Genomic DNA, 14,600 nt, shown 5'->3' on the forward strand with positions numbered 1-14,600 from the left:
GCGACGAGAAACGAGGGCGGTTGTCCCGTGGCTGCATGGATGACTGCCGGCGTGGCCGTGCCACGCGGCAAGCACCGACTGATGCAGTTTGATCGATCGACATCGTGCCGGTCCTGTTCCGGTTCGAACGACAGTTCGCGTCTCCAGAGCAGCGGTGTGCGCTCTCGCCGTTGTCAGGGAAGAAAAGCGACAGATAGCCAGCCGCAATCGCGCGGTCGCGAAGTCTCAAGCCAACTCCTTCTGCTGTCACCACGGGGACCTCGTTCACCGTGCCTTGCGGGTTGACCTGCATTTCCCAGGCAAGGCGGCCGCGCCACGCAACCGGCGGGATCGCTGCATCATGGTTCGGGCGGCCAACGACATACGGGGTTCCCGGATCGTTCGACAGTGGCGAGTCTGCCAGCCTGGCATGGACCTGCAGCGTCTGTTCCCCGCTGCGTCCATCTCCTGTGCTTGCGCGAAACCTCCACAGGCCGGGCTTGCCTCCCTGGCCCGGATCGGCACCGTAGCAGTGCTTGATGCCACGGTAGTCGGGGTACCGACGGCTCGACACTTCCTGCCCGGAGCATCGAACGCCTGCACTACCAATGCGCCTACGTCGGTCTCGGCGAGATCGGTCGCGACACACACCTGGTGAGTGTGTCGACCATCGGTCAAAAACTGGATGGTTTGCTGGCGGGCAATCGAATGAGGTGGCCGGGCTTCCCAGAGAATTCAAGATACACCCCGTCACCTGCCGCATTGGCCTAGCGAGAGAGCGCTGCCGCAAGCAACGCCAGGCAATTGGTTTTCATGGCGTCCAGCGCTCAATCCGAAGAAGACAGCATGCCGATCGCGCTGGTTGGCGACAGGCTCGGGAGGCGAGATGGATGGTAGCGGTCCTGACCAGACCTGACACAGCCGCAGCCGGTGCAAGCGAGTCTCGGGCCGGGCAGGGTGTCCAGGGAGCGTACGCAAGGAGCGTACGCACGGCATTGGCGATGCCGGGGGGAGCGGAAGAAGCGGACGGCTCAGGAGCCTGGGATCGGGCAGTCCAACAACACGGCCGGGCGCCTGCCGAGGCACGCCCCGCCGGTCTGGCATCAGCGCTCGGAGGCGCTGACCGCGTCGCCGTCCAGGCCCAGATCCCAGGCCGCCGTGGCGAACAGCAGCTCGTCTTCGCTGCAGTCGCGGCGCGGATTGATCATTGCCTTGACTTCCGCGCGGGCGGCAAGCTCCAGCCGTTCCAGCGCGGCCGGCAGCCGTACGCGCCGCAACACGGGCCGGGCCGCGTCGCTGAGCGCAATGCGCTCGGCATGCGCGGCAGCCAATGCGGCGGACTGCAGCGCATCGGTGGGAACAGTGTCGATGGTCGGGGCGAGCAGCGTCATGACGAAACACCAGGTCGGTACGGAACGACAAATCCCCGGAGGACCGGGGAATGTCGGGATCAGGGGATGCGGGTCGGCATCGGTCTCAGAACAGCTCGACCGTACCGGCACCCATGCCCTGCTGCGCCACCGGCTTGTGCGGCGGGCGTTCCCACTCCACGCGCATGTCGCGCAGGCGGTTGGACACCTTGGCCAGCGCGGCGACCAGGTCGCTGTCGTACACGCCGCCATTGCGATGCAGCAGTTCCTGCAGCGCCACCGCCTCACGGTTGATCGCGGTGAGGCGATCGAGGTGGGTGTGGATGCCGCTCAGCGTCTGGGTGGCGATGTCCTCGAACTGCAGGGCACGCACCGCTTCGGCCACGCTGCCGTCGATGGCACGGGCGCATTCGGAAATTTCGCGCATGCCATCGCCCAACGAGGCATTGATCTGGGCGACGTTCTCCAGCATGGCGGCCGATTCGTGGCGGGCTTCGCGGGAGCGGTCCATGTGGCGCGAGGCCAGTTGCGAGACCGTTTCACGCACCTTGGCGATCGATTCCTTGGAGCTGTGTGCCAGCTTGCGGATCTGCTCGTTGAAGGTGGTGGAGCGTTCGGACAGGTTGCGCACTTCGTCGGCGACCACCGCGAAACCGCGACCGGCTTCACCGGCACGCGCAGCTTCGATGGCGGCGTTCAGTGCCAGCAGGTTGGTCTGGTCGGCGATCGACTTGACGTCTTCCAGCAGCGCGAAGATGCCATCCAGGTGCTGGGCCATCTCATCGATGTGATGCACCGTGGTATTGCTCTGGCCGCTCACCTGTTCCAGCGCTTCCACCAGTTGCTCCATGCGGGAGCTGGCGTGCTGGGCGAAGCGGGCGACGTCGACGCCGGCGCTGCCGTCGTCACCGGCACGGTCGACGATACGGGCCAGCGCCTGGCTCTGCTGGCGCGACTTGCGGTTCATCGCTTCGAAGCTGCCACCCAGGCCGGACACGGCCTGGCGGATCAGTTCGCGGGCACGCTCGACTTCCGAGCGCGAACCGTCGACTTCGTTGCTGACGAACGTACGCAGTTCGTTGAGCAGCTGGTCCTGCTCGCGCAGGATGCGGGCCTGGTCCGGGTTGGGCCGGAACTGGGAGTACGTCACCCAGGCAGCGAAACCCAACCAACTGAGGGTCATGGTCGCCAGGATCGCCCAGCGCACCGAAGCGGGCCAGTCGAATCCGACAGCGAAGGGAAACAGCAAGGTCAGAGCCAAAGGGGCGGCCAGACGGATGAGTGGACGTGAATACATGGGCGTTCTCGGCAGAGTCACGGTTGCTGTATCGGCACTACCCCCGTGGTCTTTAGCGACGATCGCCATCTCGTCTCGCGCATGCCGCCGTCATTGGCAGGCGCTAGCGGTTGCTGCGGGCGTTTTCACCCGGCATTTCCGCGCTGTTCAACGCAGCGCGCGATCCACCGCTTCGCTCATCGCACGCTTGGCGAACAGGAAATCCCACAGGCTCCCGCCCATCTGCCGCCATAGCACCGCCGAGCGGACCGCCGCCAGCAACAGCGCGCGGATCTCCGCCACCACGCCGGCCTGACCCAGGTAGTGCGGGTTGCCCTGCACCATGACCTTGGGGCGCAGGTGGCTGATGGTCTGCGCATAGAGCCCGCCCAGCGAGCTCAACACATCCGGATGCGCGCTATCGCCCAGGCTCCGCGCCTGACGCGCCGCTGCATCGATTCCGCTGGAAACCGTGGCCACTGTCGCGTTGTCGCGCACGAAGCGGCGCTCCAGTTGCAGCACCGCCAGCGCCAGCCGCGGCAATACCTCGTCCTGGCCCTGGTTGCGAAAGTAGTTGTGCAGCAGGCGCAGGCCGGGCGCCAGGGCCGCCGCCGAGCCGTACACTGCCTCCGGCGAAGCCGCATCCACCCGAAACACGCTGTCGATGGCGGTGCGCACCGTGGCCGCCTCCGAATGCCCGGTTTCGGCGATCCGCCGCACCTGCTGCAGGGCCTGGGCAACGCCGGCCAGCGCCAGCACACGGTGATCCATGGAAACACTCATCAAGCCACACCCTCGGGGGAAGAAGAAGATCCTGCCAATTGACGCTCCAGCGGCGCATCGGTGGCGGCAATGACCGCGCCGCCGAGGCATTGCTCGCCGTCGTACAGCACCAGCGACTGCCCCGGCGTCACCGCCCGCTGCGGCCGCTCGAAGCGTACCTGCACGCTGCCGTCGTCTTGCACCTCCACCATGCACGGCTCGTCCGGCTGTCGGTAGCGCGTTTGCGCGGTGCAACTGAAGCTGCGCGCCGGCGGCGCACCGGCGACCCAATGGGCCAGCTCGGATTGCAGCCAGCGCGACTGCAGCAGCGGGCTGTCGCGGTCCTGGTCCACGTACAGCACGTTGCTGGCCACATCCTTGCCCACCACGTACCACGGCGCCGCCGCGCGGCCGCGCACCCCGCCGATGTTCAGGCCTTCGCGCTGGCCCAGGGTGAAATAGAACACGCCGGGGTGCTCGGCAATGCGCTGCCCCTGCGGGTCGCGGATCTCGCCGGTGCGCGCGGGCAGGTAGCGGCCCAGGAACTCGCGGAAGTCGCGCTCGCCGATGAAGCAGATCCCGGTGGAATCCTTCTTGGCATGGGTTGGCAGGCCGGCGTCCTGGGCGATGCGGCGCAGCGTACTTTTCTCCAGCTCGCCGATCGGGAACAGGGTGGCGGCCAGCTGGGTCTGCCCCAACTGATGCAGGAAGTAGCTCTGGTCCTTGCTCTGGTCGGCACCGCGCAGCAGCCGCCAACGCCCGCCGCTGTAGGCAACCCGGGCGTAATGCCCGGTGGCGATGCGCTCGGCGCCAAGCGCCTGCGCCGCTTCCAGGAAATGTTTGAACTTGACCTCGCGGTTGCACAGCACGTCGGGATTGGGAGTGCGCCCGGCGGCGTATTCGGCCAGGAAGTGCTCGAACACGCCGCTCCAGTATTCGCCGGAAAAATCGCGGAAGTGGAAGGGGATGCCCAGTACCCCACAGACCGCGACCGCGTCGCGGCGGTCGTCTTCGGCGCGGCAATCGCCGCTGCCATCGTCGGCCCAGTTCTGCATGAACAGCCCGGCGATCGACTCGCCCTGTCGCGCCAGCTGCCAGGCCGCCACCGACGAATCCACCCCGCCGGACACACCCACCACGATGCGTGGCGTGCTCATGCGACGTGCCGCACCAGCGCCAACGGGTGCCGCTGCCCAGCCAGATAGTCGGCCACCACCTCCCACACCAGCGGGCTGCGCAGGCGCTCGCTGGCGTCACGCAATTCCTCCGGTGTCATCCACAGCGCCCGCACCACGCCGGTATCCAGGCTGCGCTCGGGGTGGTGGGTGAGCGCATCGGCGACGAAGGCAAAACGCAGATAGCACTGGCCGGTCGGCGCCAGCCACTGATAGGTGCCGATGAAGTGGGTCGGCCGCACGTCCCAGCCCGTCTCTTCCAGGGTTTCGCGCACGGCGGCCTCGAGCAGGCTCTCATCCGGCTCCAGATGCCCGGCCGGCTGGTTCAGCAGCAGGCGGCCGCCAATACGCTCTTCCACCTGCAGCAAGCGTCCGTCGCGCACCACCACGGTGGCCACCGTGACGTCCGGATGCCAGCGCTGTTCCTGCGCGCTCATGGGGAGACTCCAGTGCGCGGCAGCGCACGGTCCGGTACCGCGGCAGGACGGCAGCCGGAAGGGCGGCGCAGGGCGGGGCGGGGCGTGCAGCGACGCGTGTGGGCGGTGGTCGACGGCGCCAGTGCCGGCGCGGTCAGGGAATCGGTCATCAAGGGCAAGCCATGGAATCAGAGACAAATTGTGCGGGCCGCGGCGCAAATCGTCCAATGCGCGCGGCGATGAACCGTATAATGACCGGATGCCTCGGAAGACCTCCCACGAACACGATCACGGCCTCACGGTCGAAGCCAGCAAGCCTGAGGTGGCGCCACCGCCGCGCTACCAGGTGTTGCTGTTGAACGACGACTACACCCCGATGGACTTCGTGGTGACCGTCCTGCAGCAGTTTTTCAATCTGGACCTGGAGCGCGCCACCCAGGTCATGTTGCACGTCCACACCCGTGGGCGCGGCGTTTGTGGGGTCTACAGCCGCGAAGTCGCCGAGTCCAAGGTCGCGCAGGTCAACGAGTTTTCGCGCATGAACCAGCACCCGCTGCTGTGCACGATGGAACAGAGCTGAGACCGATATCAGATCATTCCAGCAGCGCAACAGTGTGACTGCAATCGCGTGCTAACGCCGTCTGAACATACCTATTCGATAGGGTTGTGGAAAATCCCGACAAAAGCCGCATATTGTTGGCAACAGCCGTTCGGAGTGACCAATGTTCAGCAAAGACCTAGAGCAAACCATCGGCCAGTGCTACAAGCGAGCACGCGAGGCGCGTCATGAGTTCATGACCGTCGAGCACCTGCTGCTCTCGCTGCTGGACAACCCCTCCGCGCAGGCCGTGCTCAAGGCCTGCGGTGCGGATCAACTGCGCCTGCACAACGACCTGGAACAGGCCATCGAGGCCTCGGTGTCGCGTCTGGCCGAAGACGACGGCCGCGACACCCAGCCGACCCTGGGCTTTCAGCGCGTGCTGCAGCGCGCCGTCTACCACGTGCAGTCCTCGGGCAAGAAGGAAGTCACCGGGGCCAACGTGCTGGTGGCCATCTTTGGCGAGAAGGACTCGCACGCGGTGTACTTCCTGAACCAGCAGGACATCACCCGGCTGGATATCGTCAACTACCTGTCCCACGGCATCGCCAAGCTGGGCGAAGACGGCGAGCAGCCGTCCGCGTCCGACGGCGAGCCCAAGAGCGAGGGTGGAGAAGGCGAAGGCAAGGGCGACGCCCTGGCCGAGTACGCCACCAACCTCAACGAGCAGGCGCGCAACGGCAAGATCGACCCGCTGGTGGGGCGTGCCGACGAGATCGAGCGCACCATCCAGGTGCTATGCCGCCGCCGCAAGAACAATCCGCTGTACGTGGGGGAGGCAGGCGTGGGCAAGACCGCGATCGCCGAGGGCCTGGCCAAGCGCATCGTCGACAACGACGTGCCGGAAGTGCTGGCCGACGCAGTGATCTTTTCGCTCGATCTGGGTGCGCTGGTCGCGGGCACCAAGTATCGCGGCGACTTCGAGAAGCGCCTGAAGGGCGTGCTGACCGCGCTGAAGAAGGTGCCCAATGCGGTGCTGTTCATCGACGAGATCCACACCATCATCGGTGCCGGTTCGGCGTCTGGCGGCACCATGGACGCCTCCAACCTGATCAAGCCGGCGCTGGCCTCGGGCGAGCTGCGCTGCATCGGCTCGACCACCTTCCAGGAGTACCGGGGCATCTTCGAGAAAGACCGCGCCCTGGCGCGTCGTTTCCAGAAGATCGACATCGTCGAGCCGACCGTCGGCGAGACCTTCGAGATCCTGCAGGGCCTCAAGCCCAAGTACGAGGCGCATCACGGCGTGACCTACGCCGACGATGCCTTGCAGGCGGCGGTGGACCTGTCGGTCAAGCACATCGGCGACCGGCTGCTGCCGGACAAGGCGATCGATGTGATCGACGAAGCCGGTGCGCGCCAGCGCCTGCTGCCGGAAGGCAAGCGCAAGGAGCTGATCGACATCGAGGAAATCGAGACCATCGTCGCCAAGATGGCTCGGATCCCGGCCAAGCAGGTCAGTGCGACCGATAAGGACGTGCTGCAGCATCTGGAGCGCAATCTGAAGATGGTGATCTTCGGGCAGAACCCGGCGATCGAAACGCTGGCAGGCTCCATCAAGCTGGCACGCTCGGGGCTGGCCAATCCGGAAAAGCCGATCGGCAACTTCCTGTTCGCGGGCCCGACCGGTGTCGGCAAGACCGAGGTCACCAAGCAGCTCGCGCTGCAGCTGGGGATCGAACTGGTGCGCTTCGACATGTCCGAGTACATGGAGGCCCATTCGATCAGCCGGCTGATCGGCGCGCCTCCGGGCTATGTCGGCTTCGACCAGGGTGGCCTGCTGACCGAGAAGATCGTCAAGACGCCGCACTGCGTGCTGCTGCTGGACGAGGTGGAGAAGGCGCACCCGGACATCTTCAACATCCTGTTGCAGGTCATGGACCGCGGCATCCTTACCGACACCAACGGGCGCGAGGCCAACTTCAAGAACGTGATCCTGGTGATGACCACCAATGCCGGTGCTACCCAGGCATCGCGGCGGTCGATCGGTTTCACCAAGCAGGATCACTCCACCGATGCGATGGAGTCGATCCGTCGTGGGTTCACGCCGGAGTTCCGCAACCGTCTGGATGCCATCGTGCAGTTCCAGCCGCTGGGCTTCGACCACATCCTGCGCGTGGTGGACAAATTCATCATCGAGCTGGAAATGCTGTTGCAGGAAAAGCACGTCTCGCTGTCGGCGACCCCGACCGCGCGCGACTGGCTGGCCCAGCACGGCTTCGATCCGCTGATGGGCGCACGCCCGATGTCGCGCGTGATCCAGGAGAAGATCAAGCGCCCACTGGCCGACGAGCTGCTGTTCGGCAAGCTGGTGGAGGGCGGTCGCGTCAACATCGACGTCAAGGATGGCGAGCTGGTGGTGGAGGCGCATCCGGAGCCGGAGCGCTTGTTGCCTGCCACGGTCGACTGATCGCAGTCCTGCCCCAACAAAAAGCCGCTCTTGCGAGCGGCTTTTTTGTGTCTGCTGATCTGTGACAAGACATCAGCCGCCCAGAACCGGAAGGCCGCTGTGATTTGAAACGCGCGCAGATGGTGGTGCGGCCGGCTTGAACGCGCGGCGACCTTGATGTCGGCAGATGTCGGCGGGTGCCGGGAGCGCCATGTCGCTGGCGTCGCAGCGACTTGCCGGTATGCGAACCCGCCCACAGCCAGTTCGAGCCTCGCGTGGAGCTGCACAGGACGTTGCCGCCCACCGGCGCGCCGCTACTCATGCGCCGACCGGCAGACCCTCAAGTCCTATGGTGAGTGCCAGATTCCGAATTGCAGGCACGACAAAAAGCGGCCATGGGCCGCCTCGCGTCTCAGCACCAAGACCGCTTACTTCATGCGGTAGGTAATACGGCCCTTGGTGAGGTCGTACGGCGTCATTTCGACCTTGACCCGGTCGCCGGTCAGGATGCGGATGTAGTTCTTGCGCATGCGGCCGGAGATGTGGGCGATGATCTCGTGCCCGTTTTCCAGCTTGACCCGGAACGTGGTGTTGGGGAGCGTCTCGCTGACGCTGCCTTCGAATTCAATGGAGTCGTCTTTCGACATGTAATCCTGTGCAATCACGGCTGGCCCGGCAGGGCCGTAAGGGACGGCATTTTACGCCCCATCTCCCCGTGGTGCAAATTTTATGTTAAGCAAACCTCACAGAGTTCGCGCGCCAGACGTTCGCCGTAGCGCGCAGACCAACTGCCTGCCGGCTCCGGCTGCGCCACCTGATGCTGCACGTACCGCAGAAACTCGGTACGCGGCAGGCGTTGTGCTCCCAGGCTCAGCAGGTGGGGGTTTTCCACCTGCGCATCGAGCAGCGGCCATCCACGGGCATGCAGGTCGGCGGCCAGGGCGGCCAGTGCCACCTTGGAGCCGCCGCTACGCGCACTGAACATGCTTTCGCCGAAGAACATCTGGCCGATCGCCACGCCGTAGATGCCTCCCACCAGATGTGCGCCGTCGAAGACTTCCAGCGAATGCGCGTGGCCAAGCTGGTGCAACCGGATGTACGCCTGCTGCATGTGCCGCGTGATCCAGGTGCCATCCTGGCCGGCGCGCGGGATGGCGGCGCAGGCTGCGATGACGTGCTCAAACGCCGTATCGGCGCGCACGGTCCAGGTGCTGGTGCGCAGTTGACGCCTGAAGCGCGAGGACAGGCGCACGCCATCGGTGCGGAACACCATGCGCGGGTCCGGGCTCCACCACAGCAGCGGCTGGCCATCGGAAAACCAGGGGAACACGCCATGCGCATAGGCATTGAGCAGGCGCGGGACCGACAGGTCGCCGCCGATCGCCAGCAGGCCGTCCGGCTCGCGCAATGCCTGCTCGGCAGGCGGAAACGGCGCCCCCGGATCGGCGGAAAGCAAAAAGGGAAGGGCACGCGACATCCGGCGAGTGTAGGGCCTGGCGCGCAGATCGTAGTGGCGGTCTCGCTCAGGGGCGAGCGGCCGGATCGCCCAATGGATGGTCGTCGCGATCGTGTCGTTTCGCGACGCTGCAAGCGAGTGGCTCGGTTTCGGTCCCGCCGCCCGGCTCGCTGCCGCTCCGTGTGCCTGCCGGTAGCGCTGCGACAAGGCTTCGCTTGGCGCCGCTGGGTCGGGCGATATCGCCATGCCGGCTCAATCGCGGAACGGGCTGTGCTCGGCCAGTTCGAGGGCATGCTGGGCAACCGCCGCGCGCTCATCGGCGCACCATTGCGCCAGCGGCTCGCGAAAGCCGGGGTCGGCGATCCAGTGGCGGCTGCGCACCGGCGTCGGCAGGAAGCCGCGCGCGATCTTGTGCTGGCCCTGCGCACCGGGCTCGAAGCGGGCCAGGCCTTCGCGCAGGCAATACTCCAGACCCTGGTAGTAGCAGGTTTCGAAGTGCAGGCCGGGCAGGGCCTCGCCGCCCCAATAGCGTCCGTACAAGGTGTCGTGGCCGCGCAGGCACAGCGCGCCGGCGATCGGGCGGCCGTCGAGGTCGGCCAGGAACATCACCAGCTGGCGCGGCATGGCGGTTGCCAGGTGCTGCAGGAACTGCGGCGTGAGCGCGGGCGAGTTGCCGTACTCGTTGAAGGTCTTCAGATAGAAGCCGTACATCGCGGCCAGGTCCTCCTGGCTGGCCTCGTCGCCGTGGACCACGCGCATACGGATGCCGGCGCGCTGCACCTTGGCCCGCTCCTGGCGGATGTTCTTGCGCCGCTTGTGGTCCATGGCGCCGAGGAAGGCCTCGAAGTCGGTCCAGCCGGCGCTGTTGTGCCAGTGGTACTGCAGGTCGTTGCGTTCCAGCCAGTCGCCATCGAAGGCGGCGTCTTCGTCTGCACGGTGGAAATTCACATGCGCCGACGACAGGCCGCTGCGCTCGACCAGCTCGCGCATCGCCGCCAGTAGCTGCGGTCGCCACTTGGGCGCGCCCAGCAGGCGTGGCCCGGTTACTGGCGAGTAGGGCACCCCGCACAGCCACTTGGGGAAATACGCCTGCCCGTAACGCGCATACGCATGCGCCCAGGCGTGGTCGAACACGAACTCGCCGTGCGAATTGTTCTTCAAGTAGCCGGGGGCGGCGGCGACCAGCGCGTCGCCCTCCCACAGGGTCAGATGCAGCGGGTTCCAGCCCCAGTCCGGGCGCAGGCAGCCTTCCCGTTCCAGTCCCTGCAGAAACGCGTAGCCGACGAAGGGATGCCTGCCATCGTGCAAGGCATCCCAGGCGCCAGCCGGCACTTCGTCCAGCCGGCGGCACCAGCGGGCGGTGACGCTCACCCGCACTGCCCACAGGGCCGGCCGGTCGCAGGGCGCGGCCGGCGCTCGGTGGTCACCTCAGACACCCTTGTCGAGATAACGCTCGGCATCCAGTGCAGCCATGCAGCCGAAGCCGGCCGAGGTGATCGCCTGGCGGTAGTGCTGGTCGGCCACGTCGCCGGCAGCGAACACGCCGGCCACCGAGGTTTCGGTCGCTGCGCCGTTCAGGCCGGAGCGGATCTCCAGGTAGCCGTTATTCATCGCCAGCTGGCCATCGAACAGCTGGGTGTTGGGGTGGTGGCCGATGGCCACGAAGAAACCGTGCGCAGCGATGTCGCGGGTACTGCCGTCGATGGTGGACTTGATCCGTACGCCGGTCACGCCTGCATCGTTGCCCAGCACTTCGTCCACTGCGTGATGCCAGACGGTTTCGATCTTGCCGGCGGCGACCTTGGCGAACAGCTTGTCCTGCATGATCTTTTCGGCGCGCAAGGTGTCGCGGCGATGCACCAGGTAGACCTTGCGGGCGATGTTGGACAGGTAGAGCGCTTCCTCGACCGCGGTATTGCCGCCGCCGACCACCACCACGTCCTGGTCCTTGTAGAAGAACCCGTCGCAGGTGGCGCAGGCGGAGACGCCGCGCCCCTTGAAGGCCTCCTCGGTCGGAATGCCCAGGTACTTGGCGGTGGCGCCGGTGGCGATGATCAGCGCGTCGCAGGTGTATTCGGCGCTGTCGCCGACCAGCCGGAACGGGCGCTGCGACAGGTTGGCGGTGTGGATGTGGTCGAAGATGACCTCGGTGTCGAAGCGCTCGGCGTGCGCCTGCATGCGGTTCATCAGGTCCGGACCCATCAGGCCGTGGGGGTCGCCCGGCCAATTGTCCACCTCGGTAGTGGTCATCAGCTGGCCGCCCTGCTGCAGGCCGGTGATGACCACCGGTTTGAGGTTGGCGCGTGCGGCGTAGACCGCGGCGGTCCAGCCGGCTGGGCCGGAGCCCAGGATCAGCAGGCGGGAATGCTTGGCGGGACTGGCAGAAGAGGCGCTCATGTATACTCGCGATCTAGGAATTGGTGGGATGGCGCCGGTACAAATGGCGTTCCCGTGGCGGCATAGAGTGGCGGTCCCCACCCGGTGAATCAAGGCGGCGCGATGGAACTGCTTGAACCGCAGATGGCATGGTCCACCCACGTTGCATGTCCGACGCCGCCTTGTGCGGCGTTTTTCGTTGACTGCCGCCCGCCGCGGCAGCCGGCGCTCGCCCGACTACTGTAACCGCAGCCGCAGTCGTTTATTATCAACCACTAACAGCATTTTTCTAAGGTCTGGCTACAGGTGGCAAAGCAGGTTCCCGAACGCAGCAGCAAGCCCCCAGAGGGCAAGGCGTCGTCGCGCAAGACGGCGGTGGCGGACACTCCGCGCCGACAGAAGCTGTGGCGTGATCTGGCATTGATCGCAGTGGCGCCGCTGCTGCTGTATCTGCTGGCCAGCCTGTTTACCTATTCGGCCACCGATCCAGGGTGGTCACGCACCGGCAATCTGGTCGCCCCGATCCACAACATGGGCGGCCGGTTCGGTGCGATGGCCGCTGACGTGTTGCTGCAGTTATTTGGCTACGTGGCCTTCCTGTTGCCGGTGATCCTGGGTGCGGTGGCCTGGATCGCGCTGATCGGCGAGCGCGAGGAGCAGAGCCAGAGCGATCTCGGGCCGGCGCTGCGGCTGGTGGGCATGGTGGGCTTTCTGATCTCTTCGACCGGGTTCTTGCATCTGCGCCTGTTCCAGAGCGAGGTGGCGGAGGCTGGCGGCATTCTCGGCAAATTGGTCAGCGGCTCGCTCAGCTCCGGCTTCGGTGCGTTGGGCGCCAATTTGTTCGTGGTGGTGTTGTTGCTGGTGTCGATCACGCTGGCCACCGGCCTGTCGTGGTTCGCGGTGATGGAGCGGATCGGCAAGTGGGTGCTGGCGCTGGGGCCGCTAATGCAGCGCAAGACCCACCAGGCCAGCGAGTGGCAGCAGACCCGGGTGATGCGTGAAGAGCGCGAGGAAGTGCGCAAGGTCGATGCGGTCAAGCAGGCCAAGCGCGAGCCGGTCAAGATCGAGCCGCCACCGGCACCGGTGGTGGAGAAGAGCGAGCGCGCCAAGCGCGACACCCAGATCCCGATGTTCCAGGGCGTCAGCACCGATGGTTCGGACCTGCCGCCGCTGGCGCTGCTGGATGACCCCAAGCCGCAGGCCAAGGGCTATTCGGAAGAGACGCTGGAGACGCTGTCGCGGCAGATCGAGTTCAAGCTCAAGGATTTCCGCATCGAGGCGCAGGTGGTCGGGGCCTACCCGGGTCCGGTGATCACCCGTTTCGAAATCGAACCGGCGCCGGGCATCAAGGTCAGCCAGATCAGTTCGCTGGACAAGGACATCGCGCGCGGGCTGTCGGTGAAGTCGGTGCGCGTGGTGGACGTGATTCCGGGCAAGTCGGTGATCGGCCTGGAAATCCCCAACGTCAGCCGCGAGATGATCTTCCTGTCCGAGCTGCTGCGCTCCAAGGAATACGACAAGTCGGCCAGCCCGCTGACGCTGGCCCTGGGCAAGGACATCGCTGGCCGCCCGACCGTGGCCGACCTGGCGCGCATGCCGCACTTGCTGGTGGCCGGTACCACCGGCTCGGGCAAGTCGGTGGCGGTCAATGCGATGGTGCTGAGCCTGCTGTTCAAGGCCTCGCACAAGGAACTGCGGATGCTGATGATCGACCCGAAGATGCTCGAGTTGAGCGTCTATCAGGGCATCCCGCACCTGCTGGCGCCGGTGGTCACCGACATGAAGGAGGCCGCCAACGGCCTGCGCTGGTGCGTGGCCGAGATGGAGCGCCGCTACAAGCTGATGAGCGCGGTGGGCGTGCGCAACCTGGCCGGGTTCAACAAGAAGGTCAAGGACGCCATCGACGCCGGCCAACCGCTGATGGACCCGCTGTTCAAGCCGAACCCGGAGCTGGGCGAGGCGCCGCGGCCATTGGAGACATTGCCGTTCATCGTGATCTTCATCGACGAATTCGCCGACATGATGATGATCGTCGGCAAGAAGGTCGAAGAACTGATTGCGCGCCTGGCGCAGAAGGCGCGTGCGGCCGGCATCCACCTGATCCTGGCCACGCAGCGGCCGTCGGTGGACGTGATCACCGGCCTGATCAAGGCCAATATCCCGACCCGCGTGGCGTTCCAGGTCAGCTCCAAGATCGACTCGCGCACCATCCTGGACCAGTCCGGCGCCGAGGCGCTGCTGGGCAACGGCGACATGCTGTACCTGCCGCCGGGCACTGCGCTGCCGGACCGCGTGCATGGCGCGTTCGTCAGCGACGAAGAAGTGCATCGGGTGGTCGAGCACCTCAAGGCCAGCGGTCCGGTGTCCTACGTCGAAGGCGTGCTGGACGAAGTGCAGACCATGGGCGACGGCACCGTGGTCGGCGCCACCGGCTTGCCCGAAAGCAGTGGCGGTGGCGGCGACGAATCCGACCCGCTGTACGACGAAGCGCTGCGCATCGTCACCGAGACCCGGCGCGCCTCGATCTCCGGCGTGCAGCGCCGCTTGAAGATCGGCTACAACCGCGCCGCGCGCCTGATCGAGGCGATGGAAGCGGCTGGGGTGGTCAGCCCGCCCGAGCACAACGGCGACCGCAGCGTGCTGGCACCGCCGCCGCCTAAGTAGAGCGGCGGCCACCGCCGTCCTGCGCGGCGCCGGGGCGGCATCGCGGGGCGAACGTGGCGGGAGTACCTGCTGCAGGCCTCAGTCGGATGGCGTGTAGTGGGTGCTGGAGCACTGCAGCGCGTCGTCCGGCGTCAGGTGCCGC

General features: G+C 66.2%; 12 protein-coding genes and 1 pseudogene. 3 read left to right on the forward strand and 10 right to left on the reverse strand.

Annotated features, from left to right (window positions below; translation table 11 throughout):
- Positions 1 to 116 precede the first annotated feature (116 nt).
- From XcodCFBP4690_RS23335 to XcodCFBP4690_RS11805, 6 genes and pseudogenes are all read right to left on the reverse strand, one after another.
- Positions 117 to 725, reverse strand: a pseudogene (locus tag XcodCFBP4690_RS23335) (hypothetical protein); the annotation flags it as partial.
- Positions 726 to 1,082: 357 nt separating this feature from the next.
- On the reverse strand, positions 1,083 to 1,370 hold the full coding sequence (locus XcodCFBP4690_RS11785; RefSeq protein ID WP_104541115.1) for a hypothetical protein: 288 nt from the start codon (positions 1,368 to 1,370) through the stop codon (positions 1,083 to 1,085).
- A gap of 85 nt (positions 1,371 to 1,455) precedes the next feature.
- Positions 1,456 to 2,646: a methyl-accepting chemotaxis protein gene (locus XcodCFBP4690_RS11790; protein ID WP_104541116.1), complete on the reverse strand. Its 1,191-nt coding sequence runs from the start codon at positions 2,644 to 2,646 to the stop codon at positions 1,456 to 1,458.
- A 147-nt stretch (positions 2,647 to 2,793) separates the two neighbouring features.
- The gene (hflD, locus tag XcodCFBP4690_RS11795; RefSeq protein WP_104541117.1) at positions 2,794 to 3,408 is read right to left on the reverse strand and encodes a high frequency lysogenization protein HflD; all 615 of its coding nucleotides are present in this window, start codon (positions 3,406 to 3,408) and stop codon (positions 2,794 to 2,796) included.
- A complete protein-coding gene (gene mnmA / locus XcodCFBP4690_RS11800; RefSeq protein WP_104541118.1) occupies positions 3,408 to 4,544 on the reverse strand; it encodes a tRNA 2-thiouridine(34) synthase MnmA in 1,137 nt (378 codons plus the stop codon). Before mnmA ends, hflD begins: the two co-directional genes overlap by 1 nt.
- Positions 4,541 to 4,999 carry an NUDIX hydrolase gene (locus XcodCFBP4690_RS11805; protein ID WP_104541119.1) on the reverse strand — a complete coding sequence of 153 codons (459 nt, stop codon included), beginning with the start codon at positions 4,997 to 4,999 and terminating at the stop codon, positions 4,541 to 4,543. Before XcodCFBP4690_RS11805 ends, mnmA begins: the two co-directional genes overlap by 4 nt.
- Positions 5,000 to 5,237: 238 nt before the next feature.
- On the opposite strand from XcodCFBP4690_RS11805, the gene clpS reads away from it, so the two are divergent.
- Positions 5,238 to 5,558, forward strand: coding sequence for an ATP-dependent Clp protease adapter ClpS (gene clpS, locus XcodCFBP4690_RS11810; protein ID WP_029219836.1), 321 nt, complete (start codon positions 5,238 to 5,240; stop codon positions 5,556 to 5,558).
- A gap of 142 nt (positions 5,559 to 5,700) precedes the next feature.
- Positions 5,701 to 7,983: an ATP-dependent Clp protease ATP-binding subunit ClpA gene (gene clpA / locus XcodCFBP4690_RS11815; protein ID WP_104541120.1), complete on the forward strand. Its 2,283-nt coding sequence runs from the start codon at positions 5,701 to 5,703 to the stop codon at positions 7,981 to 7,983.
- Positions 7,984 to 8,390: 407 nt separating this feature from the next.
- On the opposite strand, the gene infA is transcribed toward clpA, so the two are convergent.
- The 4 genes from infA to trxB all read right to left on the reverse strand — a co-directional run bounded on the left by infA (position 8,391) and on the right by trxB (position 11,815).
- Positions 8,391 to 8,609: a translation initiation factor IF-1 gene (gene infA, locus XcodCFBP4690_RS11820; protein ID WP_002813418.1), complete on the reverse strand. Its 219-nt coding sequence runs from the start codon at positions 8,607 to 8,609 to the stop codon at positions 8,391 to 8,393.
- A gap of 80 nt (positions 8,610 to 8,689) precedes the next feature.
- Entirely contained in the window at positions 8,690 to 9,439 is a 750-nt protein-coding gene (aat, locus tag XcodCFBP4690_RS11825) for a leucyl/phenylalanyl-tRNA--protein transferase (protein WP_104541121.1), read from the reverse strand.
- 231 nt (positions 9,440 to 9,670) lie between these two features.
- Complete coding sequence (locus XcodCFBP4690_RS11830) at positions 9,671 to 10,789, reverse strand: GNAT family N-acetyltransferase (protein WP_104541122.1); 1,119 nt, start codon at positions 10,787 to 10,789, stop codon at positions 9,671 to 9,673.
- A gap of 57 nt (positions 10,790 to 10,846) precedes the next feature.
- Positions 10,847 to 11,815 (reverse strand): thioredoxin-disulfide reductase, encoded by a 969-nt coding sequence (gene trxB, locus XcodCFBP4690_RS11835; protein WP_104541123.1) that lies wholly within the window; start codon positions 11,813 to 11,815, stop codon positions 10,847 to 10,849.
- A gap of 285 nt (positions 11,816 to 12,100) precedes the next feature.
- Here trxB and XcodCFBP4690_RS11840 point away from each other — a divergent pair, with 285 nt between their 5' ends.
- Positions 12,101 to 14,458: a DNA translocase FtsK gene (locus XcodCFBP4690_RS11840; protein WP_104541124.1), complete on the forward strand. Its 2,358-nt coding sequence runs from the start codon at positions 12,101 to 12,103 to the stop codon at positions 14,456 to 14,458.
- The last annotated feature ends 142 nt before the right edge of the window (positions 14,459 to 14,600 follow it).

It is taken from the genome of Xanthomonas codiaei (assembly GCF_002939785.1).
GTDB lineage: Bacteria > Pseudomonadota > Gammaproteobacteria > Xanthomonadales > Xanthomonadaceae > Xanthomonas > Xanthomonas codiaei.

What these genes read in the sequence shown, in the direction of transcription:
- XcodCFBP4690_RS11785 (WP_104541115.1), bottom strand. Translation starts at nt 1,370, where the DNA reads ATGACGCTGCTCGCCCCGACCATCGACACTGTTCCCACCGATGCGCTG.
- XcodCFBP4690_RS11790 (WP_104541116.1), bottom strand. Translation starts at nt 2,646, where the DNA reads ATGTATTCACGTCCACTCATCCGTCTGGCCGCCCCTTTGGCTCTGACC.
- hflD (WP_104541117.1), bottom strand. Translation starts at nt 3,408, where the DNA reads ATGAGTGTTTCCATGGATCACCGTGTGCTGGCGCTGGCCGGCGTTGCC.
- mnmA (WP_104541118.1), bottom strand. Translation starts at nt 4,544, where the DNA reads ATGAGCACGCCACGCATCGTGGTGGGTGTGTCCGGCGGGGTGGATTCG.
- XcodCFBP4690_RS11805 (WP_104541119.1), bottom strand. Translation starts at nt 4,999, where the DNA reads ATGAGCGCGCAGGAACAGCGCTGGCATCCGGACGTCACGGTGGCCACC.
- clpS (WP_029219836.1), top strand. Translation starts at nt 5,238, where the DNA reads ATGCCTCGGAAGACCTCCCACGAACACGATCACGGCCTCACGGTCGAA.
- clpA (WP_104541120.1), top strand. Translation starts at nt 5,701, where the DNA reads ATGTTCAGCAAAGACCTAGAGCAAACCATCGGCCAGTGCTACAAGCGA.
- infA (WP_002813418.1), bottom strand. Translation starts at nt 8,609, where the DNA reads ATGTCGAAAGACGACTCCATTGAATTCGAAGGCAGCGTCAGCGAGACG.
- aat (WP_104541121.1), bottom strand. Translation starts at nt 9,439, where the DNA reads ATGTCGCGTGCCCTTCCCTTTTTGCTTTCCGCCGATCCGGGGGCGCCG.
- trxB (WP_104541123.1), bottom strand. Translation starts at nt 11,815, where the DNA reads ATGAGCGCCTCTTCTGCCAGTCCCGCCAAGCATTCCCGCCTGCTGATC.